Below are 22,846 nucleotides of genomic sequence, written 5' to 3'. Positions count from 1 at the left end.
CCCGGGACTGTCGACGGGGACGTGACGATGGCGACGTGACGATGTCACGACATTGCGCGGACGGGCCGGGACCGGCGGCGGACAATGATGGAGTGGACGAGCTCACCACCACGCCGCAGCAGCTGCTCGCCGGGGACCGCGAGGCTACCGAGCAGCGCCTCGCCGACCTGCGCAGCGAGTTCACCCGCGTCGTCGACGGCGCGGAGGGCACGAACCCCGACGACGAGCACGACCCGGAGGGCTCGACGATCGCCTACGAACGCACCCAGCTCGGCGCCCTCGTCGAGCAGGCCCAAGGGCACCTGGCCGACATCGACGCCGCCCTCGCCCGGGTGGCGCAGGGCACGTACGGGCGCTGCGAGGTGTGCGACCGGCCGATCCCGGCGGCCCGGCTCGAGGCCCGGCCGACCGCGACGCGGTGCGTCGAGCACGTCGCGGCCCGCCGGCCGGCCTGAACGGCGCGACGATCCGGACGGGCTCTCGCTCTCGGCGAAACGGCCCCGCCGGGGGCCGGCTTCTGCGACGCTGGTCCGCGGAGGTCGGATGAGCGAGCCGGGACGGTCGCGGCGAGATGCCGCGCGCCTCGTCGTGCACCCCGGACACGGGATCCACGGCCGGGTCCAGGAGGTCGAGGCCCTCGTCACGGCGCTCGACCCGGGGGGCGCGCGCCGCGTCGTCGTCCACGGCCCACTCGGCGTCGGCACGTCGACGCTCGTCGCGGTCGCTGCCGAGCGGCTGCGCGACGCCTACGACGCGTCGGTCACGCTGGCCGTGCGGGGCGGGCCCGGCCTGCGACGCGGGCTCGCCAGCCACCTCGGCGTGCTCGAGCCCTACGACGTGGACCGGCTCGCGGCCGCGATCGGCGAGCGCCGGCTGCTCGTCGTCGTGGACCCGCCCGACGGCGCGGGGCCGCACGCCCTGCTCGCCGAGCGCCAGCTCGTCCACGACGCCGACCGGCTCGTCGACACCTGCCCCGGCCTCGCCGTCGTCATCATCGGCCGCCGCCCGGCCTCGTGGCCCGGGGCCGAGCAGGTCGCGGTGCGGGCTTTCGACCCGCCACGTCAGGGGGACGACCCGGACGCGCTGCGCCGCCACCCGGCCGTCGAGCTCCTGCTCGACCGCGTCGCCCTCGTCGACGCGCACCTCGAACCGACCGACGACGTCGTCCGCGACGCCGCGGAGGTGTGCCGTGGCGTCGGCGGGCTGCCGCTCGCCCTCGAGCTCGCCGCCGCGCGCGCCGGGGCGATCGGCATCGACGGCGTCGCGGGGCTGCTGCGCGGCGGGTCCTCCCGCGTCTCGCTGCTGTCGATGAGGCGCACCGAGCCGCGCGGGGTGCGCACCGCCCTCGAGCTGTCCTACGCCACGCTGTCGCCGGACGCCCAGGAGCTGCTGCGCGACGCGTCGACGCTGCGCGGGCCCTTCGACCTCGACGCCGCGTGCGCCGTGTCCGACCTGCCGCTGGCGCGCCTCGTCGATGCCCTCGACACCCTCGTCGACCTGCACCTCGCCTCCTACGTGACCAGTGACGACGCGGCCCTCTCGGCCGCGCCGGCGGCCCCGGCCGCCGTGGCCTCCGGCGGCGCCAGGCCGGCCCACCGCGCCCGGTTCGCACTCGACCCGGTCGCCGCCGAGCTCGCGGCCGAGCTGCTCGACCAGACGGGTGAGGGGGGCGCCGTGCTCGACCGTCACGCCACCCACCATTCCGCCCTGGCCCGCCGGGCGGCCCTCATCGCGGCGGACGCCCGCGAGCCCGAGGCCCTGGCGCTCCTCGAGCCCGTGTCCGCCGACCTCAGCGCAGCCCTGACCTGGCTGCGCGCCGGCCCGGACCACGCCACGGCCCTGCGGCTGGCCGTCGACCTCGGGCTGCTGAGCCGCACCGTCGGCGAGCGCGGCAACCTGCGCGGCGTCCTCGACGAGCTGCTCGGCGAGCTCGCGACGCAACCCGTCGACGAGGGCCTGCTGGCCGACGCCGAGATCTGGTCGGGCACCCTGGCCCTGGAGGGCGCCGACGCCCTCGAGCGCGTCGACGAGGCCCTTCCGCACATGCTGGCCGGGATCGACCGCGCTCGGCACACGCCCGACCGGCTGCGACTGCTCCGCGGGCTGGACGCCGTGGCCCGGACGGCGCCGCTGCACCGCAACGCGATCCTCGCCCACCGCTGCGTCGTCGAGGGCCTCGAGGTGGCCACGCACCTGCACCACGAGCGGTGGGTCGCGCGCTTCGAGGCCTGGCGCGCCGCGCTCCTGATCCAGGGCGGAGACGCAGCCGGCGCGGCCGAGGTCGGCCTGTCGGCCCTGCGGCGCGGGCGCGCCTCGGGGGACCGGCAGTCGGTCGTGGCCGCCGGCATCCTCCTGCACACAGTGCCCCCGGGCATCGGCATCCTGGGGGCGCGCGACGCGGCGGGCCGACCGAGCCCTGAGGTGCCGACGCTGCCCGAGCTGCTCACCGTGGCCACCGAGGCGGGCGACGCGGCGTCACGCTCGCTCATCCTCGGCCAGCTGGCGAGCCGCGCCCTGCTCGACGGCGACATCGTGGCGTCGGCCCGGTGGACGCAGACCCGGCTCGAGCTGGTGTGGCGCCTGTCCGCGTGGACGACGGTCGCCTACTCCTACCTCGTCGCCTCACGCATGGCCGCGGCGCAGGGCGACCTCGTGTCCGCGGCACGCTTCCACGGCATCGCCACGCCGGTGCTGCCGGTCCTGTTGGCGGGGCTCCCGCCGGGCAAGGCGGCGGCCTACGAGCGGTCGGTTGCCGCGTTGCGTGAGCGGCTCGGTGCCGACGTGTTCGACCGTCAGGCGTTCGAGGGTTCCCTCCTCGACGCGGCGACCGCCCGCACCGAGGTGCTGGCCTACGTCACGGCCATCGTGGGCGAGCAACCCGGCTCCCCCGCCGGCCCACCCGCGTCACCGCCGGACCGCCCGGGCGGCGAGGTGCCGCTCTCGGCGAGCGAGGTGCGCCTGCTCACCGACCTCGGCTCGGGACACCCCCTGTCGGAGGTCTCCGAGGCGTCGGGGATCGAGCTCGCCGCGCTGACCGACGACGCCGCCGCGCTCTACGCGCGGCTGGGGCTGCACGGTCGTGCGGAGGCGGCCGCCGTCGCGGTCCGCAGCGGCCTGTCCTGACGCGCCGCCGCCCGACGCGTCGCCACCCGAAGCGTCTTCACCGGAGGCGTCGGGTCCTGCTGGTGCTCAGGCGATCCCGGCCCCGATGAGGTCGAAGGCGGCGTCGATGTTGCGCTCGAGACGGCCGCCTCCCCCGGCCTGCTGGTGCTCGATGCAGGCCCGCACGGCGGCGATGGCGACCGCCACCGTGACGCGCGGCTGGAGGGACTCGCCGGGCGTGAGGCCGAGCCGGCGCTCGAGCGCCGCAGTGAGGGCGTTCTCGATGCGGATGTTGTTGCCGACGAGGGCGGGGGCGAGCGAGGGCTCGCCGAGCAGGATGCGTCGACGCTTGGCGCGCAGCTCGCGGTCCACCGAGGCCGGGGCGAGCATGCCGGCGAGGATGCGGCGCAACGAGTCGAGCGGCGTCTCGCCGTCGGTGACCTCCTCGAGCTGCTCGGCGTAGGACTCGAGCTCCTCGGCCGTCGTGCCGATGACGGCGGCCTCCTTGGAGGGGAAGTAGTTGAAGAAGGTGCGAGCGCTGACGCCGGCGCGCGTGGCGATCTCCTCGGTGGTGACCGCGGCGAACCCCTTCTCCTCGACGAGCTCGAGGGCCGCGAGGTTGATGGCGCGGCGGGTCTCGCGCTTCTTGCGCTCCCTCAGGCCGCAGCCGTCGTCGGTCAGCGTGCTCGTGCTCATGGCCTCATGGTGTCACGATCACTGCATGGACTGCAATTTTGCAGTCACTGCATAATCGGCGTACCGTAGCGCTCATGCCACAGAAGACCCAGGGGGTAGCCACGGACACCGCGACCGCACCAACCGGCACGACGACCGCCACGAAGGCGCCCGGACTCGACCGCTCGACCCGCAACATCTTCATCGCGCTCATGCTCGGCATGCTCGTCGCGTCGATCAGCCAGACGATCGTCGGCCCCGCGATGCCGCGCATCGTCGCCGAGCTCGGCGGCATCGACCACTACTCGTGGCTCGCGACCGCGGCGATGCTCGTCAGTGCCATCACCGTGCCCATCGTCGGCAAGATGAGCGACCTCTACGGTCGTCGCGGCTTCTACCTCGGCGGGCTCGTCGTCTTCATGGCCGGCTCGATCCTGTCCGGGTTCGCGCAGAACTTCTGGTGGCTCATCGCCGCCCGTGCCATCCAGGGCGCCGGCATGGGCACCCTGATGCCGCTGTCCCAGACCATCATCGGCGACATCATCCCGCCGCGTCAGCGCGGCAAGTACCAGGGCCTGATGGGCGGCGTCTTCGGCCTCGCCTCGATCCTCGGCCCGCTCGTCGGCGGCTTCGTCACCGACCACTGGGGCTGGCGCTACCTCTTCTTCATCACGCTACCCGTCGGCGTCTTCGCCTTCTTCGGCATCAGCCGCTTCCTGCACCTCGAGCACACGCCGCGCGATTCCGTCGTCGACAAGGCCGGCATCGGCGTCCTGTCGCTGACCCTCATCCTCCTGCTCGTGCCCACCTCCCTCGGCGGCACGACGCTCGACTGGGGCTCCCCCGCCATCATCGGCATGTACGTCGCCGGCATCATCGCCCTCGGCGCCTTCATCGCCATCGAGCGCAGGGCCGTCGAGCCGGTCCTGCCGCTGCGCCTCTTCCGCAGCCCGCTCTTCACGCTGTCCAACATCGCGGCCTTCATGGTCTCGGTCATGATGTTCGGCGCGATGATCTACCTGCCGGTGTACGCGCAGGGCGTCCTCGGGGCCTCGGCCACCAACTCCGGCCTCATCCTCATGCCGATGTCGGTGGCCATGATCGGCCTGTCGATCGTGTCCGGGCTCGTCATCACCAAGACGGGCCGCTACAAGCTGCAGACGATCCTCGGCATCCTCATCATGGGCGTCGGCTTCTGGCTGCTGACCCAGCTGCACTACGGCTCGAGCCAGGTCGAGCTGACGCTGTCGATGATCGTCTTCGGCGTCGGGCTCGGCATGGCCCTGCAGGTCTTCACGCTCATCATCCAGAACTCCGCCCAGCGCAAGGACCTCGGCGTCGCCACGGCGTCCACGCAGTTCTTCCGCAACGTCGGCTCGACCGTCGGCACCGCCGTGTTCGGCACGATCATGACCGGCGGCTTGGCGGCGAACATCGCCTCGCACCTGCCGACGCAGGTCGTCGAGCAGATGAAGGCCTCGGGCCAGCAGATCAGCGCCGGCTCGGTGCTCGACCCGTCGGCCCTGTCGAAGCTGCCGCCGCAGATCGTGCACGGCGTCCAGCAGGGTCTGGCCGACTCGCTGCACAGCGTGTTCGTCTGGGGCCTGGTCCCCTTCGCCCTGGCACTGCTGGCCGCCCTCTTCATCAAGGAGCTGCCGCTGCGCGACACCGTGCACACGCCCGACGAGGCCGGCATCGAGATGCTCGACACCCTGTCCCAGTCGGCGCCCGACGCCGAGCTCAAGGTTCCGCTCGGCCGCGAGGCCGGCAACAGCCGCACCCACGAGCGCCTGCTCGGTCTCCGCCTCGCCCTGCTCGCCGACACCGCACTGCGCGGCGACCGGCCGCTGCTGACGCGGGCCGTGGTCCGGATCGGTGAGGGCGACCTAGACGCGGGGGCGGCGCTGCTGCACCGGACGGCGCGGATGCTCACGACCGAGGACCCGTCGATCGCGGCCGACACCGAGCGGTTCGCCGTCGAGGTCGCGGCGCGGGCCAAGGCCGAGGGCGGCGTGCTCGACGAGGCTCTCAAGCGCGAGCTCGCCACGGCGATCGCCGAGCGTGACGCCCACGAGGTCATGACGACTGTCGAGCCGACCGTCGACGAGCGGTACGAGGCCGTCGACGTGCGGATGCTCGAGCGGGTCGGCGACGACCTGACGGCCGCCTACCTCGTGGACCGCCAGCAGGCCCGGCGCGTCGAGCACGAGGCCGCCTCGGCCCGCTGACTCCGTCAAACGTCGAAAGGCCACGTTCGGCTGGCCCCAGCACGTCGAGAGGCCAGATCTCAGTCGGAGATCTGGCCTCTCGTGCGTCGCCCGGCCACCATTCGTGGCCTCTCGACCGTCGACAGGCCACCATTCGTGGCCTGTCGACGGTCAGGAGGCCACCAGACGTGGCCTCTCGACGGTTGGGAGGCCACCAGACGTGACCACTCGACGGTTGAGCGTGGTGGTGTCGGTCAGCCCCAGACGAGGGCCTGGGCCGGGTCCTGCAGGATCGCCGCGAGGTCGGACAGGAACCGCGAGCCGAGCTCACCGTCGATGAGGCGGTGGTCGAAGCTCACGGCCAGCTGCGTCACGTGGCGCACCGCGATCTCGTCGTTGCCGTCGGCGTCGGTGACGACCCACGGCTGCTTGCGGATCGCGCCGAAGCATACGATCGCCGACTCGCCGGGGTTGATGATCGGCGTGCCGCTGTCGACGCCGAAGACGCCGACATTGGTGATCGTGATGGTGCCGCCCGACATCTCGGCCGGCTGCGTGCGACCCTCGCGGGCCGTCGCCGTCAGCTCGCCGATGGCGCGGGCGAGCTCGAGCATCGTCAGCGCGTGCGCGTCCTTGATGTTCGGCACGATGAGCCCGCGCGGCGTGGCGGCCGCGATGCCGAGGTTGACGTAGTTCTTCTGGACGATCTCCTGGGCGGCCTCGTCCCACGCGGCGTTCATGCCCGGGTTGCGCCGGATCGCGAGCGTCAGCGCCCTGGCCAGGACGAGCAGCGGCGTCACCTTGACGTCGCGGAACTCGCGGTGGCCCTTGAGGCGGTCGACCAGCTCCATCGTCTTGGTGACGTCGATGGTGATCCACTCGGTGACGTGCGGCGCCGTGAACGCGGAGCCGACCATCGCCTGAGCCGTCATCTTGCGCACGCCCTTGATCGGGATGCGCGTCTCGCGCTCGCCCGCGCCGAACGGCAGCGCCGGCGCGGCGGCACCGGCAGCCGCCGGGACCTCCTGCGCCACGGCGCCGTTGACCGCACCGGACGCGTGCGCGTTGACGTCGTCGCGGGTGATGACGCCCTCGGGCCCGGAACCGGCCACCGACCAGAGGTCGACGCCGAGGTCCTTGGCGAGCTTGCGCACCGGGGGCTTGGCCTTCGGCCGGCCCTCACGCGCCACCGGGGCGGCGGGCGCCGGCGCCGGCGCCGGGGACTCGACGCGGGCCGCCGGGACCGTCGGCTCGGCGACGGGAGCCGCCGCCGCGACCTGCTCGGTCTCGGTGGGGGCCGCAGTGCGCGCGACCGGCGCCGGAGCACCCGGGGCAGCCGCGGCCTTGCGCGGACGACGGGCCGTGGCGCCGGCCTTCGCGCCGTAGCCGACGAGGATCGCCTCGCCGCCGGCCGGCTCGGCCGTCTCGCCGGGGATGGCCGGAGCGACCGGCGCCGGCTCCTCGGCCGTGCCGTCCTCGATCGTGATGATCGGGGTGCCGACGTCGATGGTCTGGCCGACCTCGACGAGGAGGTCCTTGACGGTGCCGGCCCACGGGATCGGCAGCTCGACGAGCGACTTGGCGGTCTCGATCTCAAGGACCATGTCGTTGACCTTGACCGTGTCGCCGGGCTTGACCCGCCACTCGACGATCTCGGCCTCGACGAGCCCCTCACCGGGGTCGGGAAGCTTGAACGTACGGATTGCCATGTGTGACAGTCTCTTTCGGTCAGTACGCGAGAGCGCGGTCGACGCCGTCGAGGATGCGGTCGAGGTCGGGGAGGAACTCCTCCTCCATCCGGCTCGGCGGATACGGGATGTTCGCACCGCCGACGCGCACGACCGGCGCCTCGAGCTCGTAGAAGCACTGCTCGGTGACCTGGGCGGAGATCTCCGACGCCATGCCGAGGAACGTGCTCGCCTCGTGGACGACGACGAGACGGCCCGTCTTCTTCACCGACGCGACGACGGCGTCGATGGGCAGCGGCGAGAGCGAGCGCAGGTCGATGACCTCGATGCTCGTGCCCTCGGCCTCGGCCGCGGCGGCCGACTCGAGCATCGTCTTGACGACCGGGCCATAGCCCACGAGCGTCACGTCGGTGCCCTCACGCAGCACGTTGGCCTCGAAGAGGCTGCGCGGCGCGGACGCGGCGGCCGTGTCGTACTCGGCGCGGTCGTGGTAGCGGCGCTTCGGCTCGAAGAAGATGACCGGGTCGTCGCACTCGATGGCCTGCTGGATCATCCAGTGGGCGTCCTCGGGGTTGCTGCACGCGACGGTGCGCAGGCCGGCCGTGTGGGCGAAGTAGGCCTCGGGGCTCTCCGAGTGGTGCTCGGGGCTGCCGATGCCGCCGCCGAACGGGATGCGGATGACCATGGGGATCTTGACCGCACCGAGGGCGCGGGCGTGCATCTTGGCGACCTGGCAGACGATCTGGTCGAACGCCGGGTAGACGAAGCCGTCGAACTGGATCTCGCAGACGGGGCGGTAGCCGCGCAGCGCCATGCCGATCGCCGTGCCGACGATGCCGGACTCGGCGAGCGGGGAGTCGATGACGCGCTCCTCGCCGAAGTCCTTCTGCAGGCCCTCGGTGATGCGGAAGACGCCACCGAGCTTGCCGATGTCCTCACCGATGAGCACGACCTTGGGGTCGGCCTCCATGGCCTTGCGCAGGCCGTTGGTGATGCTCTTGCCGAGGGTGACCTTCTCGAGTGCCATCAGTTCGCCTCCTCGAAGCTCGCCTTGTAGGCGAGGTAGGCGGCACGCTCCGCCTCCATGACGGGGTGGTCCTCGGCGTAGACGTGGTCCCACATCGTGCTGCCGGCCATCGTCTCCATCGTGATGCAGCCCTCGCGCAGCTCGGCGGCGAACTGGTCGGCCTCGGTGTCGACGCGGGCGAAGAACTCGTCGTCGGCCATGCCCTCGTGGGCCAGGTAGGTCTTGAGGCGCAGGATCGGGTCGCGGAACTTCCACTCCTCGACCTCGGCCGACACGCGGTACTTCGTCGGGTCGTCGGCCGTGGTGTGCGCGCCCATGCGGTAGGTGAAGGCCTCGATGAGCAGCGGGCCGTTGCCGTTGCGGGCCTCGTCGAGGCAGTGCTGCGTGACGGCGTACGTCGCGAGGATGTCGTTGCCGTCGACGCGGACGCCGGGGAAGCCGAAGCCGCGGGCACGCTGGAACAGCGGGATGCGCGTCTGCTTCGTGACCGGCTCGGAGATCGCCCACTGGTTGTTCTGGCAGAAGAACACGACGGGGGCATCGAAGGACGCCGCGTAGACGAACGCCTCGTTGACGTCGCCCTGCGAGGACGCGCCGTCGCCGAAGTAGCAGATGACGGCGGTGTCGCGGTCGGGGTCGCCGGTGCCGACGTTGCCGTCCATCTTCACGCCCATCGCGTAGCCGGTGGCGTGCAGCGCCTGGGCTCCGATGACGATCGTGTAGAGGTGGAAGTTGTTCTCCTTGGGGTCCCACCCGCCCTGGCTGACGCCGCGGAAGAGCTGCAGCGAGCTCTGCGGGTCCATGCCGCGCACGAAGCCGACGCCGTGCTCGCGGTAGGTGGGGAAGACGAAGTCGTGCGGCCTGAGCGCACGGCCGGAGCCGACCTGGGCGGCCTCCTGCCCCAGCAGGCTCGGCCACAGGCCGAGCTCACCCTGGCGCTGGAGCGCGTAGCCCTCCGCGTCGAGACGACGGATGAGGACGAGGTCGCGGTAGAAGCTCCGCAGGTCCTCGGCTGTCAGGTCCGCGACGTACTTGTCGTAGTCGGGGTGGGACACACGCTGACCCTCCGGGGTCAGCAGCTGGATCATGTCCGGGCCGCCGTCGCCGACCGCGGGGGTCGGCTCCTGCAGCTCGGCGACAACCTTGTCGCTCACTGGGGCTCCTTCGCCGGAGCAGGGTCCGGCTTCGAATCGGGCCGCGTACGGGGGTCACCCGCCCGACGGCTGTGTCACACACGCCCGCCGAGGGTGACGGCGAACACATGCGGGTCTCCGATTCGAACCGTACCGGAGGGCCCTGCGAATCTCACAATGCGGGACGACCGGCCGCCGTCCGTGGTCGGCGGGCGCGTCCGGCGGACACCACGGCGGGCACCGGCACCGACGCGCGTCAGCTGCCCGACGCGTCAGCTGCCCGACGCGTCGCGCCGCGGGCGACGCGCCGCGAGGTAGTCGGCCGGCATGCCCGGGCCGATGGCCACGGCGACCTCGCCCGCAGGGACCGGGCCGTGCGTCGCGCACGCCGTCGCCACCGACACGGCCTCGCCGCAGTCGGCGTGCTCGTACAGGATCGGCGGCTCGCCGGGCGCCGCCCACCGGTCGCCCCACTCGGTCAGCGCGACGAGCGTCGGGGCGAGGTCGCGGCCCTTGTCGGTCAGGACGTACTCGCGCTGCGCCGCCGAGCCGGCCACCTCGCGGCGCTCCATGACGCCGGCCTCGACGAAGGCGTCGAGGCGGCTCTGCAGCACGTTCGTCGCGATGCCGAGGTTGTGCTGGAAGTCGGTGAAGCGCGTGACGCCGGCGAAGAGGGCGTCGCGGACGATGAGCAGGCTCCACCGTTCGCCGACGAGCTCGAGGGCCCGCGCGATGGAGCACACCTGGGAGTCGTAGGTCCGGCCGAGCACGGGACCAGCCTAGCAAAGTGCTTGCATCATGAAAGTCGATGTCGTTACCGTGACTTGCATCATGCAAGTCACTTCGGAAAGGGCACAGCCATGGGCACCGACCTCACGATGAGCTTCACCGTCGAGCAGACCCCGCAGGAGGTCTTCGACGCCGTCACCGACGTGCGCAGCTGGTGGTCCGGCAGCATCGTCGGCGACACCACGACCCTCGGCGCCGAGTGGGTCTACACCGTCCCCGACATCCACTTCAGCAAGTTCCGCACGACGCGCCTCGACGCCGGCTCGCGCGTCGAGTGGCTCGTCCTCGACAGCCACCTCACCTTCCCCGAGGACAAGCAGGAGTGGACCGGCACGACCGTGCGCTTCGACATCGCGCGGGAACCGGCCGACGCCGCCGCCGGTGACCCCGCCCGCACCCGGCTCACCTTCACGCACGTCGGGCTGCACGCCGGGCACGAGTGCTTCGACGTCTGCCGCACCGCGTGGAGCCAGTACGTGCTCGGCAGCCTCCGCGACCGCGTGCTCACCGGGGCCGGGGTGCCCGACGCCTTCAGCAACCAGGAGTCGCTCGAGGCCGCCCTCGCCGGCACGGCCGAGGTCCCCGTCGTGTCCTGATGCCGGGGCCTGTCCCGTCCGGCCGATTCGGCCGGACGGGTGGGATCAGCGACGCGTGCCCCAGGCCCACGGGGGCGTCGACAGCAGGCCCTGGCCGACGACGGCGGTCTCGCCGAGGTCCTTGGTCAGGGTGACGACCCGGGCCGGCGACCCGAGCCCCGCCGGCCGATCGTCGTCCTCGTCGTCGTCAGCGTCGTCGTCCTCGCCGCCGCCGTCGGGGTCGGCTCCCAGCTCGCGCACCAGCGCGGCCGAGTGCGACACGACCATGACCTGGGTGCGCTCGGCCGCGCGTCGCACGAGCCGCGCGAGAGGTGGCACGAGGTCGGGGTGCAGGGAGGTCTCGGGCTCGTTGAGCACGAGCAGCGGTGGTGGGTCGACGGTGAGCAGGGCCGCGACGAGGAGCAGGTAGCGCAGGGTGCCGTCGGACAGCTCGGCCACCCCGAGGGACCGCAGCATGCCGGGCTGGTGCAGCGCCAGGTCGAACCGCCCGGCGTCGACCGTGACGTCGAGGATCGCGCCGTCGAAGGCGTCGGCGACCGCACGGTCGAGCTCGCCGCGGCCGTCCTCGCGGATGGTCTGGATGGCGGCGGCGAGGTCGCGGCCGTCGTCGGCGAGCACCGGTGTGCGGGTGCCGACCTGCGACTGGCGGGCCGGGGCGTCGGCGTCGGCGCGGAAGCCGTCGTAGAAGCGCCACCCGCGCACGAGCCGCCGGACGCGGAGCAGCTCGGGCGCCCGGTCGGGGTCGGCGAGCTCGGTGAGCATGCTCTCCCACGGGCGCAGCGAGCGGGTCAGCTCGGTCCACCCCCTCGCGGGCCGCCCGCCCGTTCCCGACGTGCGGCCGCCACCGGAGCGGGCGCCCGAACGACCACCCGAGCGCGCCACCGGGTCGGACTCCCACTCGTCGCCGTCGGACGAGTCGCCCCAGTCGGAGCCCCAGTCGTCGTCGGCGGCCCCGGTGCCGCGGGTCTCGACGACGCCCCAGCGCCGGCGCACGAGGACCGAGCCCGGCCGCATGACCGGCCCCGCCCACACCACCTCGCGCTTGATCTCCGGATCGCGCAGGAACGCCGACCCGGTCGAGCCGCTCGAGCCGCTCGAGCCGTCGAAGCCCGACGCCTGCTGGGGCAGCCCGAGGTCGACGAGGTAGCCGAAGTCGTCGGAGGCGAAGCCGAGCTGGAGGCTGATCGGCCCCCTGCGCATCGTGCCCTGCACCGCGTGACCCCGGCGCGCCCCGCCGAGCGTCGCCGGCCCGGCCCAGAGCGCCGACTGCAGCCCACCCTCACGGGCGAGCGTGCCGACGACGTCGCCGCGCCCGCAGCCGGCGAGCAGCCGGAGGGCCCGGTAGAGGCTCGACTTGCCGCTGCCGTTGGCGCCGGTGACGACGTCGAGCCCGTGCAGCGGCACGACGACGTCGCGCAGCGAGCGGTAGCCCGAGACCGCGACGGCCGTCAGCACCCGCGCGCCTCAGGCGTCGGCGGCAGCGCCGTCGGGCTCGGTGCCGGTGCCCGTGCCGCCCTCCTGGCTCCACTCTCCGGGGTTCGTGCCCTCTCCCCCGGCGCCGCGCGCCCACGCGGGCAGCTGCTGCAGCGTCCAACGGTTGCCGTCAGGATCGGCGAAGCGGACGAACCGGCCCCACGGCTGGTCGTCGACCTCGGAGGCCTCGACGCCGCGGGCGAGGAGCTCGGCACGGGCCGCGTCGGCGTCGGCGATGACGACCTGGAGGTTGTCGAGCGCGCCGGGCACCATCTCGGTGAGGCCCTTGCCGAAGGCGATGGAGCAGGCCGACCCGGGCGGCGTCAGCTGCACGAAGCGCACCTCCTCGCTGACGGTCTGGTCGTGGTCGAGCACGAAACCGACGTGGTCGACGTAGAAGTCGCGGGCGCGGTCGACGTCGGTCACCGGCACCATGACGAGCTCAAGCCTCATGTCCATGCACCCACGCTAGGGCCGACCACCGACGCCGGGGCCGGACGCCGCGCAGTCAGTCCTCGCCGTCAGCGCTGCGGCTCGGCCGGGTCGGCTGCGCCATCCCGCTCGACGTCCCGCTCGACATCCCGCTCGACGTCACGCCGTCGTTCGGCGGCCCGGTCGCGCTCGACCGCCCCGAGGACGTGGCGCCAGGCCCGAGCGGCGGCCTCGGCGAGCGCCGGGCGCACCGCCAGGAGGAGCGCGATGCCGAGCAGCACGCCGGCGACCGACTCGAGGTGGCCGGCGGGGAGCGTCTGCGTGGTCAGCCCGGGCAGCAGGCCACCGGACGCGTCGGTGCTGCCGACCCGCGCCGCCCACGACTGCGCCACGGTCGCGAGCCCCGCGGCCATCCCCGCGGCACCGGCGACCTCGCCGGTGCGGCCGGGCACCACGAGCCACGCGACGACGCCGGCCAGGGCGAGCGTCAGCACGGCGCAGAGAACGGCGAGGGCGACGTGGTTCGGCGGGCCGCTCGCGGCGTCGTAGGCGGACCCGTTCTCGGCGACGCTGAGCTCGCGCCCCCACGACCACTGCTCGGTGGTCAGGACGCGGTGGAACTCGCCGACCTCGGCCGTCGTGAGGACGAGCGCGCGGGTCGGCCAGACGGCCGGCGTGGCCGCGAGGAGCAGGCCGACGGCCGCGAGCGCTCCGGCCGGCGCGCGCCCCGGCACGAGTCGCGCCGCACGCAACGGCGACGACCAGCCCGACGGGCCGCGCCACGACCCTCCCGACGGTGTCACGACGCGTCCGGACCGCGGCCCAGGCCGCCGGTGCCGTACCCGGGGTCACCGTCGTCGTCGTCGCTGAAGCCGACGACGCGTGCCCCACGTCCCGGGCGGTCGCCGGCGGGGAGGTCGCGCAGCGTCGCGATGCCGATGCGCGGTCCCGACCCGCCGGACGCCGGTCCCGGCTCACCGGACGACGCGTCGGCGCCCGGCGCCGGGCCCGTGTCGCCGAACGCGTCGGCGAGCGCGTCCGGTTCGTCGTCGACCTCGCGCGACTCCCGCAGCCGGACGACCCCCGCGACAAGTCCCGGCCACGCCGCGCGCACCGTCGACACGGTCGGACCGGCGACGACGAGGCCGAAGGCCCCGACGAGCAGCGCCACCGACAGCCACTGGAGCCAACCGGTCACGTGGGTGTCGACCTCCATGTTGGGGTTGTCGCCGTAGAGGCCGGTGACGGTGTCGCCGACGCGCTGCGCGAGGGGCGCGCCGAGGCCGAGCAGCGCCCAGCCGAGGCCCGCCGCCCCGAGCACCCGCCCGTCGGTGCCGGCCCGCAGGGCGTAGGCGGCGCACGCCGCGAGGCCCACGACGATCGACGCGGCGAAGAGCGTCAGGGTGAAGGGGTTGGAGACGTCGAACTGGCCCGCGTCGACGGTCGTCGTGTCGGCGTACCGGCCCCAGCTCCAGATCGACTGCCTGAAGTCGTAGCCGCCGGTCGGGCCCTCGCCGCGGACGCCGACGGAGTGGGTCGGCCAGAACAGCTGCGGCACCGCGAGCAGCGCACCGGCAGCGCCGAGCACCGCGACGAGCTCACGCCCGCGCACGACCTGCGGACGCCCGCGGACCGGGTCCCCCGACGCGTCGGGGACGGGCTCCTGCGCGTCACCCGCGCCGACGCGCTCGGCGTCGTCGGCGCTCATGACGGCCCTCCCCCGGGCCGAGGGGCAGTCGGGCGTTCGGTGTCGACGAGATCGACCGCCGGGCCCTCGAGGTGGCGCCCCACGGGCTCGAGCACCGCATCCTCGTCCATCGCGGTCCGGTGCGACGCGTCGCGGCGGGCACCGCGCAGCAGCGTCACGAGCATGGCCGCGAGCGCCGCGAGGAGGACGACCGCTGCCGCCGTCTCGGCGGACCCGGCGTCGGTGCTGCCCCCGACGTACTCGAGGCCGGGAGCGGCCGGCGCCCGGTCGGCGAGCGAGCGCCCGAGGCGCTGCGTGGCGCTGGATGCGACGTGGCCGAGCAGCAGGGCCACGGCGATCGGGGCGACCACCGCGACGCGCCCGGGCACCACGAGCCAGGCCAGCGCCGCCCCCCCGGCGACGACCACGAGGGCGGTGAGCACGACGCGTCCGGCCGGGTTCTCGACGATGCCGAAGAGCGACCCGGCGAACCCCTCGACGACCTGCCGGCCCCAGCTGAACTGCTGCTGGCGGGAGAGGATCTCCCCACGTTCGGGGGCGGACACGGTCTGCTGCCAGGTCGGGCTCCCCAGCGACGGCACGACGAGCGCCACCCCGGCCAGGGCCACGAGCCCTGCCGGCCAGCGCCCCTGCTCGAGTCGCATGCCGTCTCCCGCCTGCCGCGGCGACTCCCGAGCGTCGACCCGGCGTCGACCCGGCGTCGACCGCGACGTCACCCCATTGTCGGCCCGCGGGGCCGCCACGTCACCGGGTCGCGGCGCGCGACGGACGCGGGGGGCAGAGAGAGGTGGCCCGACGAATGACGGGCCGGGTCAGCGCGGGCCGAACCGTTGCGCCACCTCCACGAGACGGCTGTTGGCCTCGACCTCGCCGATCGTGACGCGCACGCCGTCGTCGCCGTACTGGCGCACCATGAGCCCGGCCTCCTCGCACGTGCGCGCGAACGCGGTGGCGTCGGCGCCGAGCGGGAACCACACGAAGTTGGCGTCGGTGCGCGGCAGGTTCCAGCCCTGGTCGGCGAGGGCCTGCGTGACGCGGTCGCGCTCGGCGACGATCGTCTCGACGCGCTCGGCCAGCTCGTCGAACGCGTCGAGCGAGGCGATCGCCGCCACCTGTGCGAGGGAGTTGACGCCGAACGGCGTGGCCGTCTTGCGGATCGCGGCCGCGACCGGCGGGTGGGCGACGGCGTACCCGACGCGCAGGCCGGCCAGGCCGTACGCCTTGGAGAAGGTGCGCAGGACGACGACGTTCGGGTGCCGGTGCCACACCTCCAGGCCGCGGACGGCGTCGGGGTCGCGGACGAACTCGACGTACGCCTCGTCGACGACGACGATGACGTCGCTCGGCACCTTCGCGAGGAACGCCTCGAGCTCCTTCTCGTGGACGCACGGGCCGGTGGGGTTGTTCGGCGTGCAGACGAGGACGACGCGGGTGCGGTCGGTGATCGCCGCGGCCATGGCGTCGAGGCGGTGCCGGGCATCGGCGTCGAGGCCGACCATGACCGGCTCGGCGCCGGCCAGCTGGGCCACGATCGGGTAGGCCTCGAAGGACCGCCACGCGAAGACGACCTCGTCGCCGGCGTCGCAGGCCGCGTTGACGACCTGCGCGAGCACCGCGACCGAGCCGGTGCCGGTGGCCAGGCACTCGGCCGGCACGTCGAGGGCGGAGGCGAGCCGCTGCGTCAGGGCCGTGACCGCCATGTCGGGGTAGCGGTTGACGGTGGTGGCGGCGTCGCCGATCGCGGCGAGCACCGAGGGCAGCGGGCCGTACGGGTTCTCGTTCGAGGACAGCTTGTAGGCCGTGACGCCGGCCGGGGCGCTGGCCGGCTTGCCCGGCTTGTAGTCGGGCATCCGGGAGAGCACGTCGCGCAGACGCACCGGGCTCGACGCGTCGGGGCTCGACGCGTCCGGGCCCGACGCGTCGGCGGAGCCGGCGCCCGTGGCGTCGGTGGGCTCGGGGCTCTCGGGACGGTCGACCGCGTCGCTCATACGGCGCACTCTAGAGGGTGGGCCCCACCGCCCGTCTCAGCGTGGTGCCCGGCCTCTGGACGCTCCACTGACGTGGTGGGCCGCGTGTGGCTAGGCTCACATCGTCGCGTCAGAGCCGCCTCGACATCCTTCATCGTGCCCACACAGCGAAAGTCCAGCTCATGCGCATCGGCATCCTCACCGGAGGCGGAGACTGTCCCGGCCTCAACGCCGTCATCCGCGGCGCCACCCGCGCCGCGGAGGTCACCTACGACAGCACCGTCATCGGCTTCCGCAACGCGTGGCGCGGCGTCATGGACAACGACTACGAGATCCTCGACGTCGACCGGTGCCGCGGCATCCTGCCCCTCGGCGGCACGATCCTCGGCACGAGCCGCGACCAGCCCTTCGCCCAGGAGGACGGCCTCAAGCGGGTCCGCAAGGCCTACGACCGCCACGGCCTCGACGCCATCATCGGCATCGGCGGCGAGGGCTCGATGGGCGTCGTCAACCGGCTGCACGAGCACGGCTTCCCGGTCATCGGCGTCCCGAAGACCATCGACAACGACATCTCCCTGACCGAGATGACGTTCGGCTTCCAGACCGCCGTGCAGATCTGCACCGACGCCATCGACCGGCTCCACACGACCGCCGAGTCGCACCACCGTGTCCTCGTCGTCGAGGTGATGGGCCGGCACGTCGGCCACATCGCCGTGTGGTCGGGCCTGGCCGGCGGCGCGGCGATCATCCTGACGCCGGAGGAGGCCTTCGACATCGACGAGGTGTGCGAGCGGATCGTCCACCGGCACAAGAAGGGCCGGTTCGCCACGATCGTCGTCGTCGCCGAGGGCGCGGTGCCCAAGGAGGGCACCATCGAGATCCCGCCGCCCGAGGTCGACAAGTACGGCCACCAGATCCTCGGCGGCATCGGCTCGATCCTCGCCCGCGAGATCCAGGGCCGCACCGGCATCGAGAGCCGCATGACGGCCCTCGGCCACATCCAGCGCGGCGGCTCGCCCGTCGCCTTCGACCGTGTGCTCGGCACCCGCTTCGGCGTCGCCGCCGTCGAGGCCGCGATGGAGGGCGCATGGGGCCAGATGGTCGCCCTCCAGCAGGGCCGCATCGAGCGCGTCCCCGTGGCCGAGGCCATCAGCCACCTCAAGATGGTCGAGCCCGAGCTGCTGCGGCTCAACTCGATGTTCCAGCCGCGGATCCCCGGCGACGAGCACCCGGGGCTGCCCGGCTACGCGCCGGGGGACCAGCACGGCGACATCCGGGGCGGTGTCGTGACGGACCACCACATCCCGGACGTGCCCGTGGAACACTGAGCGCATGCTCATCAACTTCGCGCTCCAGACGGTCATCAACGCCGTCGCCCTCTGGGTCGCCGCGTGGCTCATCCCCGGCATCACGTTCGGTGAGGGCTCGACGGGCGAGATCGTCAAGACGGTCGTCATCGTCGCGCTGATCTTCGGCATCATCAACGCGTTCGTCCGGCCCATCGCCAAGCTGCTGTCGCTGCCGTTCATCATCCTGACGCTCGGGCTGTTCGTCTTCATCGTCAACGCCCTGATGCTCCAGCTGACGTCGTGGATCTCGGGCAAGCTCGACCTGTCCTTCCACGTCGAGCACTTCTTCTGGGACGCCATCCTCGGCTCGCTCATCATCACGTTCGTCTCGATGATCCTCAGCTTCGTCAAGAGCGACTGACGCCTCACCGACGCCGAGAGCCCGTCCCCGACGCGGGGGCGGGCTCTCGGCGTCCGGTGGTGTCGTCGCGCATCCATCCGGGGTGTCGCGCGTCCGTCCGGGGTGTCGGCTTCGGCCGTGTCGGCGGCGGGTCCTACCGTCGTGGCATGCGGTTGCTCCACACCTCCGACTGGCACCTCGGGCGGACGCTCCACGGCGTCAACCTCCACGAGGCGCAGACGGCCGTCCTGGAGCGCCTCTGCGAGCTCGTCGAGTCGCCTCCCGACGGCATCCCGGTCGACGCCGTGCTCGTGGCCGGCGACGTCTACGACCGCGGCGTGCCGCCCGTCGAGTCGGTGCAGCTGCTCGAGTGGACCCTCTCGCGCCTGTCGGCCGTCACCACGGTCGTCGTCACCTCCGGCAACCACGACTCCGCGATCCGGCTCGGCTACGGCGCGGGCCTGTTCCGCGAGAGCATCCGCATGGTCACCGACCTCGGCCAGCTCGACCTGCCAGTCCTGCTCGAGGGCAGCGACGGGGTGCGCGCGGCGATCTACGGCATCCCCTACCTCGACCCCGACCACGCCCGCGTGGCCCTGGCCGGTGGTGGCGACCCGCTGCCGCGATCGCACCAGGCCGTCGTCAGCGCCGCCTGCGACCGCATCCGCGCCGACCTCGCCGACCGGCCCGGCGTTCGCTCCGTCGTCCTCGCGCACGCCTTCGTCGCGGGCGCCGAGCCGAGCGACTCAGAGCGCTCGATCATGGTCGGCGGCGTCGACCGCGTCGCCGGGACCGCGTTCCACGGCATCGACTACGCGGCGCTCGGGCACCTGCACGGCCCGCAGGCGCCCGAGTCGGCCGAGGGCTCGGTGGTGCGCTACTCGGGCTCGCCGCTGCGCTACTCCTTCTCCGAGCAGGACCACACCAAGGTGGCGCTCCTCGTCGACCTCGATGCGTCGGGCCCGGCCCGCGTCGCCCCCGTCGAGATCGCGCAGCCGCGGGCGATGGCGACGCTGCGGGGCACCCTCGAGGAGCTCCTCGAGTCGCCCACGCACGCGTCTGCCGAAGCGGCGTGGGTGCGCGTCACCGTCACCGACCGCGTCCGCCCCGACTCGCTCATGGACCGCGTCAAGTCGCGCTTCCCGCACGCCCTGCAGGTCTTCCACGAGCCCGACGGCACCGTCCAGCGGGCGAGGGCGAGCACGACCGTCGTCAGCGAGCGCGACCCGCGCGAGCTCGGCTCCGACTTCATCGCCTACGTCACCAAGACCGAGGCGAGCAGCGGCGAGGTCGACGTCTTCGCGGCCGGCTACGAGGCTGCGGTCAAAGCCCAGCACCTCGCCGAGGCGCAGGAGGTGGGGTGACGTGCAGCTGCACCACCTGTCGATGACGGCGATCGGACCGTACGCCGGCACCGAGACCATCGACTTCGCCGCCGTCGGGCGCGCCGGGCTCTTCCTCCTCGAGGGGCCCACCGGCTCGGGCAAGTCGACGATCATCGACGCCGTCACCTTCGCCGTCTACGGCAAGGTGGCCCAGGCGTCGGCCGACGTCGAACGCATCCACTCCCACCACGCCGACCCGCGCACGGTGCCGGTCGTCACGCTCGTGTTCGAGACGCAGAGCGGCATCTACCGGGTGCAGCGCACGCCTCGCTTCGAGCGACCCAAGTCCCGCGGCGAGGGCACGACGGTGCAGAACCCGTCGGTCAAGCTGTGGCGGGTCCAGACCCCCGACGACCTGCTCGGCGGCGAGCTGCTGTCGAGCAACCTCGGCGACTGCGACGACGAGATCACCCGCGCCGTCGGGCTGACCCGCGACCAGTTCGTGCAGACCGTGATCCTGCCGCAGGGCGAGTTCGCGACGTTCCTGCGGGCGCGGTCCGAGGACAAGGGGAAGCTGCTCGAGAAGGTCTTCGGCACCGCGTTCTTCCGACGCGTGCAGGACGAGGTCGTCGAGACCGGGCGCGCGGCACAGGCCCGCCGCGCCGGTGCCGTCGCCGAGATCCGCGACGCCGTCCACGCCTTCGCCGTGTCGGCCGGGCTCGACGACGACGCCCGCGACACCCTCCTGGAGACGAGCCGGTCGGCGCCCGACCTGCTGGCCGCCGAGCTCGCCGAAGTGCTCGACGACCTCGTCACCCGCGAGCGACACGCCGCCAAGCGCAGCCGTGAGGCCATCGAGTCGCACCAGCAGATGGCCTCGATGGTCGGCGACGCGCGCCTGCGGATGCAGCGCCGCGAGCGCCTCCTCGAGCTCCAGCGGCAGGACGAGAGCCTCGGGGCCCGGGCGGTCGAGTTCGACCAGCTGCGCCGGGCCGTGTCGCTGGCACGCCAGGCCCGTCCGGTGGCCGGGGCGGTGCGCACCCTCGCGCAGAGCGAGGCCGCGCTCAAGCGGGCCGAGTCGCTGCTGGGTGCGGCGCGCGTCAAGGTCCACCCGTCGGTGCGCGACGGGTCCGTGGCCGAGCTGCGGGTGGCCGCAGCGTCGTTGCGCGAGGTCATCGGCGGCCTCGCCTCTGCCCTCGAGCTCGAGCGGGCCGTCGCGACCCGCCGCGACCGGCTCGACGAGGCGCGTCGGTCCGTCGGCGCCGCTCGCCGCCGGCTCGACGCCGTCGGAGCCGAGCTCGCCGGGCTGCCGGCCACGCTCGAGCATCACGAGACCGCCCTCGCCGCCGCCCGCGACCTCGTGTCGCTCCTCGACGTGCGGGCCCACGCCGCCGAGTCGGCGCACCGCCGTCTCGAGTCGGCCACGGCCCACGCCGCCGCGCTCGCCCGGGTGCCGGCTGCCGAGGCCGCAGCCACCGGCGCCCTCGAGGCGCTGCGCGCGGGCGAGGCCGACCTCGCGCACCTGCGTCGGGCCCGCATCGACGACATCGCCGGCGAGCTCGGGCTCGCGTTGCGCGAGGGCGAGGCGTGCCCGGTGTGCGGCTCCGTCGAGCACCCTGCGCCGGCCCGGCCCACCGCCGACGCCGTCACTGCCGAGCAGGTCGCCGAGCGGGAGGACGCCGTGACCGGGCTCCGCGAGGCGGCCACTAACCGCGCCGAGGCCCTCGGCAGTCTTCGGGCGGAGGTGCGCGAGCTAGCCGCCGCCGCCGGCGGACTCGACCTCGACGCAGCCCGCGCGGCCGCGGAGCAGGCGGCTGCCGACCTCACCGCCTCCCTATCCGCCCGCGACGACGTCGCCCGGGGCACCGAGCGCGTCACCGCCCTGCGCGCCCGCCACACCGAGCTCGCCGACGCGTCGACCACGCTGACCGCAGAGGTCGCACGGCTCGAGCACGGCGTCGAGCAGCTCGCCGAACGCGTCGACACCGAGACAGCCGAGGTGGAGGTGGCTCGCGACGGCCACCCGAGCGTCGCGGCCCGGCGCGAGGCGCTGAGCGGCGAGGCGTCGCGGGTCGACGCGCTGGTCGACGCCCTCGGGGCCCGCGACGTCGCACGGGCGAGCGTCGCCGAGGACGAGGCCGCCCGCGACGCCGACCTGCACGCGGCCGGGTTCACCGACGTCGGGCAGTGGCTCGAGGCCGACCGCCCGATGGAGTGGATCGCCGCGCAGGAGAAGGAGATCGCCGACTTCGAGACCGCCTGCACGCGGGTCAAGGCTGGGCTGTCCGGGCCCGAGCTCGCCGACGTCCAGCTCGGCGCCCTCTTCGACGACCTCGAGCCGATGGTCGCCCTGGAGAAGACCGCGAAGAAGGAGATGGAGGAGGCCGCGCGCGACCACGGTGCCCTCCGCGGCCAGGTGACCCGCACCAAGCAGCGTGTCGTCCACATCACGGCGGCCCTCGAACGCAACGCCGCCGTCATCGCCGAGACCGCCGACGCCGTCCGTGTCGGGCTGCTCGTGTCGGGCAACGGCGACAACCAGCTCAACCTCGACCTCGCCAAGTACGTCCTCATCCGCCGGTTCACTGAGGTGCTGTCGGCGGCCAACACCGAGCTCGCGCGGTTCTCCGGCGGCCGGTACACGCTCGAGCACTCGGACGCCAAGAAGGGCAACGCCAAGTCGGGCCTCGGCGTGCGCGTCCACGACATGCACACCAACCAGGTCCGCGAGGTCGGCACGCTCTCGGGCGGCGAGACCTTCTACGTGTCGCTCGCGCTCGCCCTCGCGCTGGCCGAGGTCGTGCGGGCCGAGTCCGGCGGCGTCGACCTCGGCACGCTCTTCGTCGACGAGGGGTTCGGCACGCTCGACCCCGACGTCCTCGACGACGTCATGCACACCCTCGAGGGGCTGCGTGAGGGCGGGCGCACCGTCGGCATCATCAGTCACGTCACCGAGCTGAAGTCGCGCGTCGCCGACCGCATCGAGGTGCTCGTCCGGCCCGACCGCACCTCGACCCTGCGCGTCACCGCCTGAG

General features: G+C 73.5%; 18 protein-coding genes and 1 pseudogene. 8 read left to right on the top strand and 11 right to left on the bottom strand.

What is annotated here, in order from left to right; genetic code table 11:
• The first annotated feature begins 92 nt into the window (after positions 1–92).
• Together RY076_RS08970 and RY076_RS08965 are read left to right on the top strand one after the other, a co-directional pair.
• Entirely contained in the window at positions 93–455 is a 363-nt protein-coding gene (locus tag RY076_RS08970) for a TraR/DksA family transcriptional regulator (protein WP_323097319.1), read from the top strand.
• Between the two features lie 88 nt (positions 456–543).
• Positions 544–3,123 carry a hypothetical protein gene (locus RY076_RS08965; protein WP_323097318.1) on the top strand — a complete coding sequence of 860 codons (2,580 nt, stop codon included), beginning with the start codon at positions 544–546 and terminating at the stop codon, positions 3,121–3,123.
• 66 nt (positions 3,124–3,189) lie between these two features.
• On the opposite strand, the gene RY076_RS08960 is transcribed toward RY076_RS08965, so the two are convergent.
• The gene (locus tag RY076_RS08960) at positions 3,190–3,798 is read right to left on the bottom strand and encodes a TetR family transcriptional regulator (RefSeq protein ID WP_323097317.1); all 609 of its coding nucleotides are present in this window, start codon (positions 3,796–3,798) and stop codon (positions 3,190–3,192) included.
• Between the two features lie 74 nt (positions 3,799–3,872).
• Here RY076_RS08960 and RY076_RS08955 point away from each other — a divergent pair, with 74 nt between their 5' ends.
• Positions 3,873–6,005, top strand: a complete 2,133-nt coding sequence (locus RY076_RS08955; protein WP_323097316.1) for an MDR family MFS transporter — start codon at positions 3,873–3,875, stop codon at positions 6,003–6,005.
• A gap of 233 nt (positions 6,006–6,238) precedes the next feature.
• Here the strand turns inward: RY076_RS08955 and RY076_RS08950 are convergent, their stop codons facing one another.
• The 4 genes from RY076_RS08950 to RY076_RS08935 form a co-directional block, all read right to left on the bottom strand.
• On the bottom strand, positions 6,239–7,693 hold the full coding sequence (locus tag RY076_RS08950; RefSeq protein WP_323097315.1) for a dihydrolipoamide acetyltransferase family protein: 1,455 nt from the start codon (positions 7,691–7,693) through the stop codon (positions 6,239–6,241).
• Positions 7,694–7,712: 19 nt separating this feature from the next.
• The gene (locus tag RY076_RS08945; protein WP_323097313.1) at positions 7,713–8,699 is read right to left on the bottom strand and encodes an alpha-ketoacid dehydrogenase subunit beta; all 987 of its coding nucleotides are present in this window, start codon (positions 8,697–8,699) and stop codon (positions 7,713–7,715) included.
• A complete protein-coding gene (gene pdhA / locus RY076_RS08940) occupies positions 8,699–9,853 on the bottom strand; it encodes a pyruvate dehydrogenase (acetyl-transferring) E1 component subunit alpha (RefSeq protein ID WP_323097312.1) in 1,155 nt (384 codons plus the stop codon). The genes RY076_RS08945 and pdhA overlap by 1 nt, the downstream gene beginning before the upstream one ends.
• 251 nt (positions 9,854–10,104) lie before the next feature.
• Positions 10,105–10,602 (bottom strand): winged helix-turn-helix transcriptional regulator, encoded by a 498-nt coding sequence (locus tag RY076_RS08935; RefSeq protein WP_323097311.1) that lies wholly within the window; start codon positions 10,600–10,602, stop codon positions 10,105–10,107.
• Between the two features lie 90 nt (positions 10,603–10,692).
• Between RY076_RS08935 and RY076_RS08930 the strand changes: the two genes are divergently transcribed.
• Positions 10,693–11,217 carry an SRPBCC family protein gene (locus tag RY076_RS08930; RefSeq protein WP_323097310.1) on the top strand — a complete coding sequence of 175 codons (525 nt, stop codon included), beginning with the start codon at positions 10,693–10,695 and terminating at the stop codon, positions 11,215–11,217.
• Positions 11,218–11,262: 45 nt separating this feature from the next.
• On the opposite strand, the gene RY076_RS08925 is transcribed toward RY076_RS08930, so the two are convergent.
• From RY076_RS08925 to hisC, 6 genes and pseudogenes are all read right to left on the bottom strand, one after another.
• The gene (locus RY076_RS08925) at positions 11,263–12,672 is read right to left on the bottom strand and encodes an AAA family ATPase (RefSeq protein WP_323097309.1); all 1,410 of its coding nucleotides are present in this window, start codon (positions 12,670–12,672) and stop codon (positions 11,263–11,265) included.
• Between the two features lie 117 nt (positions 12,673–12,789).
• A pseudogene (locus RY076_RS08920) lies at positions 12,790–13,149 on the bottom strand (glyoxalase superfamily protein); the annotation flags it as partial.
• A gap of 62 nt (positions 13,150–13,211) precedes the next feature.
• A complete protein-coding gene (locus RY076_RS08915; protein ID WP_323097308.1) occupies positions 13,212–13,925 on the bottom strand; it encodes a hypothetical protein in 714 nt (237 codons plus the stop codon).
• Positions 13,922–14,830, bottom strand: a complete 909-nt coding sequence (locus tag RY076_RS08910) for a hypothetical protein (RefSeq protein ID WP_323097307.1) — start codon at positions 14,828–14,830, stop codon at positions 13,922–13,924. Before RY076_RS08910 ends, RY076_RS08915 begins: the two co-directional genes overlap by 4 nt.
• Entirely contained in the window at positions 14,827–15,474 is a 648-nt protein-coding gene (locus RY076_RS08905; RefSeq protein ID WP_323097306.1) for a hypothetical protein, read from the bottom strand. The genes RY076_RS08910 and RY076_RS08905 overlap by 4 nt, the downstream gene beginning before the upstream one ends.
• 168 nt (positions 15,475–15,642) lie before the next feature.
• Positions 15,643–16,818: a histidinol-phosphate transaminase gene (gene hisC / locus RY076_RS08900; protein WP_323097305.1), complete on the bottom strand. Its 1,176-nt coding sequence runs from the start codon at positions 16,816–16,818 to the stop codon at positions 15,643–15,645.
• Between the two features lie 161 nt (positions 16,819–16,979).
• Here hisC and RY076_RS08895 point away from each other — a divergent pair, with 161 nt between their 5' ends.
• The 4 genes from RY076_RS08895 to RY076_RS08880 all read left to right on the top strand — a co-directional run bounded on the left by RY076_RS08895 (position 16,980) and on the right by RY076_RS08880 (position 22,845).
• Complete coding sequence (locus RY076_RS08895; protein ID WP_323097303.1) at positions 16,980–18,125, top strand: 6-phosphofructokinase; 1,146 nt, start codon at positions 16,980–16,982, stop codon at positions 18,123–18,125.
• 4 nt (positions 18,126–18,129) lie between these two features.
• Positions 18,130–18,507, top strand: a complete 378-nt coding sequence (locus RY076_RS08890) for a phage holin family protein (protein ID WP_323097301.1) — start codon at positions 18,130–18,132, stop codon at positions 18,505–18,507.
• A gap of 146 nt (positions 18,508–18,653) precedes the next feature.
• A complete protein-coding gene (locus RY076_RS08885; protein ID WP_323097300.1) occupies positions 18,654–19,850 on the top strand; it encodes an exonuclease SbcCD subunit D in 1,197 nt (398 codons plus the stop codon).
• A gap of 1 nt (position 19,851) precedes the next feature.
• Complete coding sequence (locus RY076_RS08880; RefSeq protein WP_323097299.1) at positions 19,852–22,845, top strand: AAA family ATPase; 2,994 nt, start codon at positions 19,852–19,854, stop codon at positions 22,843–22,845.
• Position 22,846 lies beyond the last annotated feature (1 nt).

It is taken from the genome of Intrasporangium zincisolvens (assembly GCF_034724055.1).
Lineage (GTDB): Bacteria > Actinomycetota > Actinomycetes > Actinomycetales > Dermatophilaceae > Monashia > Monashia zincisolvens.
The sequence above is the reverse complement of the archived record's forward strand: the minus strand, read 5'-3'. Positions and strand labels throughout refer to the sequence as shown.

Bases quoted from the DNA above. Each gene is read 5' to 3' on its own strand.
- RY076_RS08965 (WP_323097318.1), top strand. From the start codon at position 544: ATGAGCGAGCCGGGACGGTCGCGGCGAGATGCCGCGCGCCTCGTCGTG.
- RY076_RS08930 (WP_323097310.1), top strand. From the start codon at position 10,693: ATGGGCACCGACCTCACGATGAGCTTCACCGTCGAGCAGACCCCGCAG.
- RY076_RS08910 (WP_323097307.1), bottom strand. From the start codon at position 14,830: ATGAGCGCCGACGACGCCGAGCGCGTCGGCGCGGGTGACGCGCAGGAG.
- RY076_RS08890 (WP_323097301.1), top strand. From the start codon at position 18,130: ATGCTCATCAACTTCGCGCTCCAGACGGTCATCAACGCCGTCGCCCTC.
- RY076_RS08950 (WP_323097315.1), bottom strand. From the start codon at position 7,693: ATGGCAATCCGTACGTTCAAGCTTCCCGACCCCGGTGAGGGGCTCGTC.
- RY076_RS08960 (WP_323097317.1), bottom strand. From the start codon at position 3,798: ATGAGCACGAGCACGCTGACCGACGACGGCTGCGGCCTGAGGGAGCGC.
- RY076_RS08885 (WP_323097300.1), top strand. From the start codon at position 18,654: ATGCGGTTGCTCCACACCTCCGACTGGCACCTCGGGCGGACGCTCCAC.
- RY076_RS08905 (WP_323097306.1), bottom strand. From the start codon at position 15,474: ATGCGACTCGAGCAGGGGCGCTGGCCGGCAGGGCTCGTGGCCCTGGCC.
- RY076_RS08895 (WP_323097303.1), top strand. From the start codon at position 16,980: ATGCGCATCGGCATCCTCACCGGAGGCGGAGACTGTCCCGGCCTCAAC.
- RY076_RS08945 (WP_323097313.1), bottom strand. From the start codon at position 8,699: ATGGCACTCGAGAAGGTCACCCTCGGCAAGAGCATCACCAACGGCCTG.
- hisC (WP_323097305.1), bottom strand. From the start codon at position 16,818: ATGAGCGACGCGGTCGACCGTCCCGAGAGCCCCGAGCCCACCGACGCC.
- RY076_RS08955 (WP_323097316.1), top strand. From the start codon at position 3,873: ATGCCACAGAAGACCCAGGGGGTAGCCACGGACACCGCGACCGCACCA.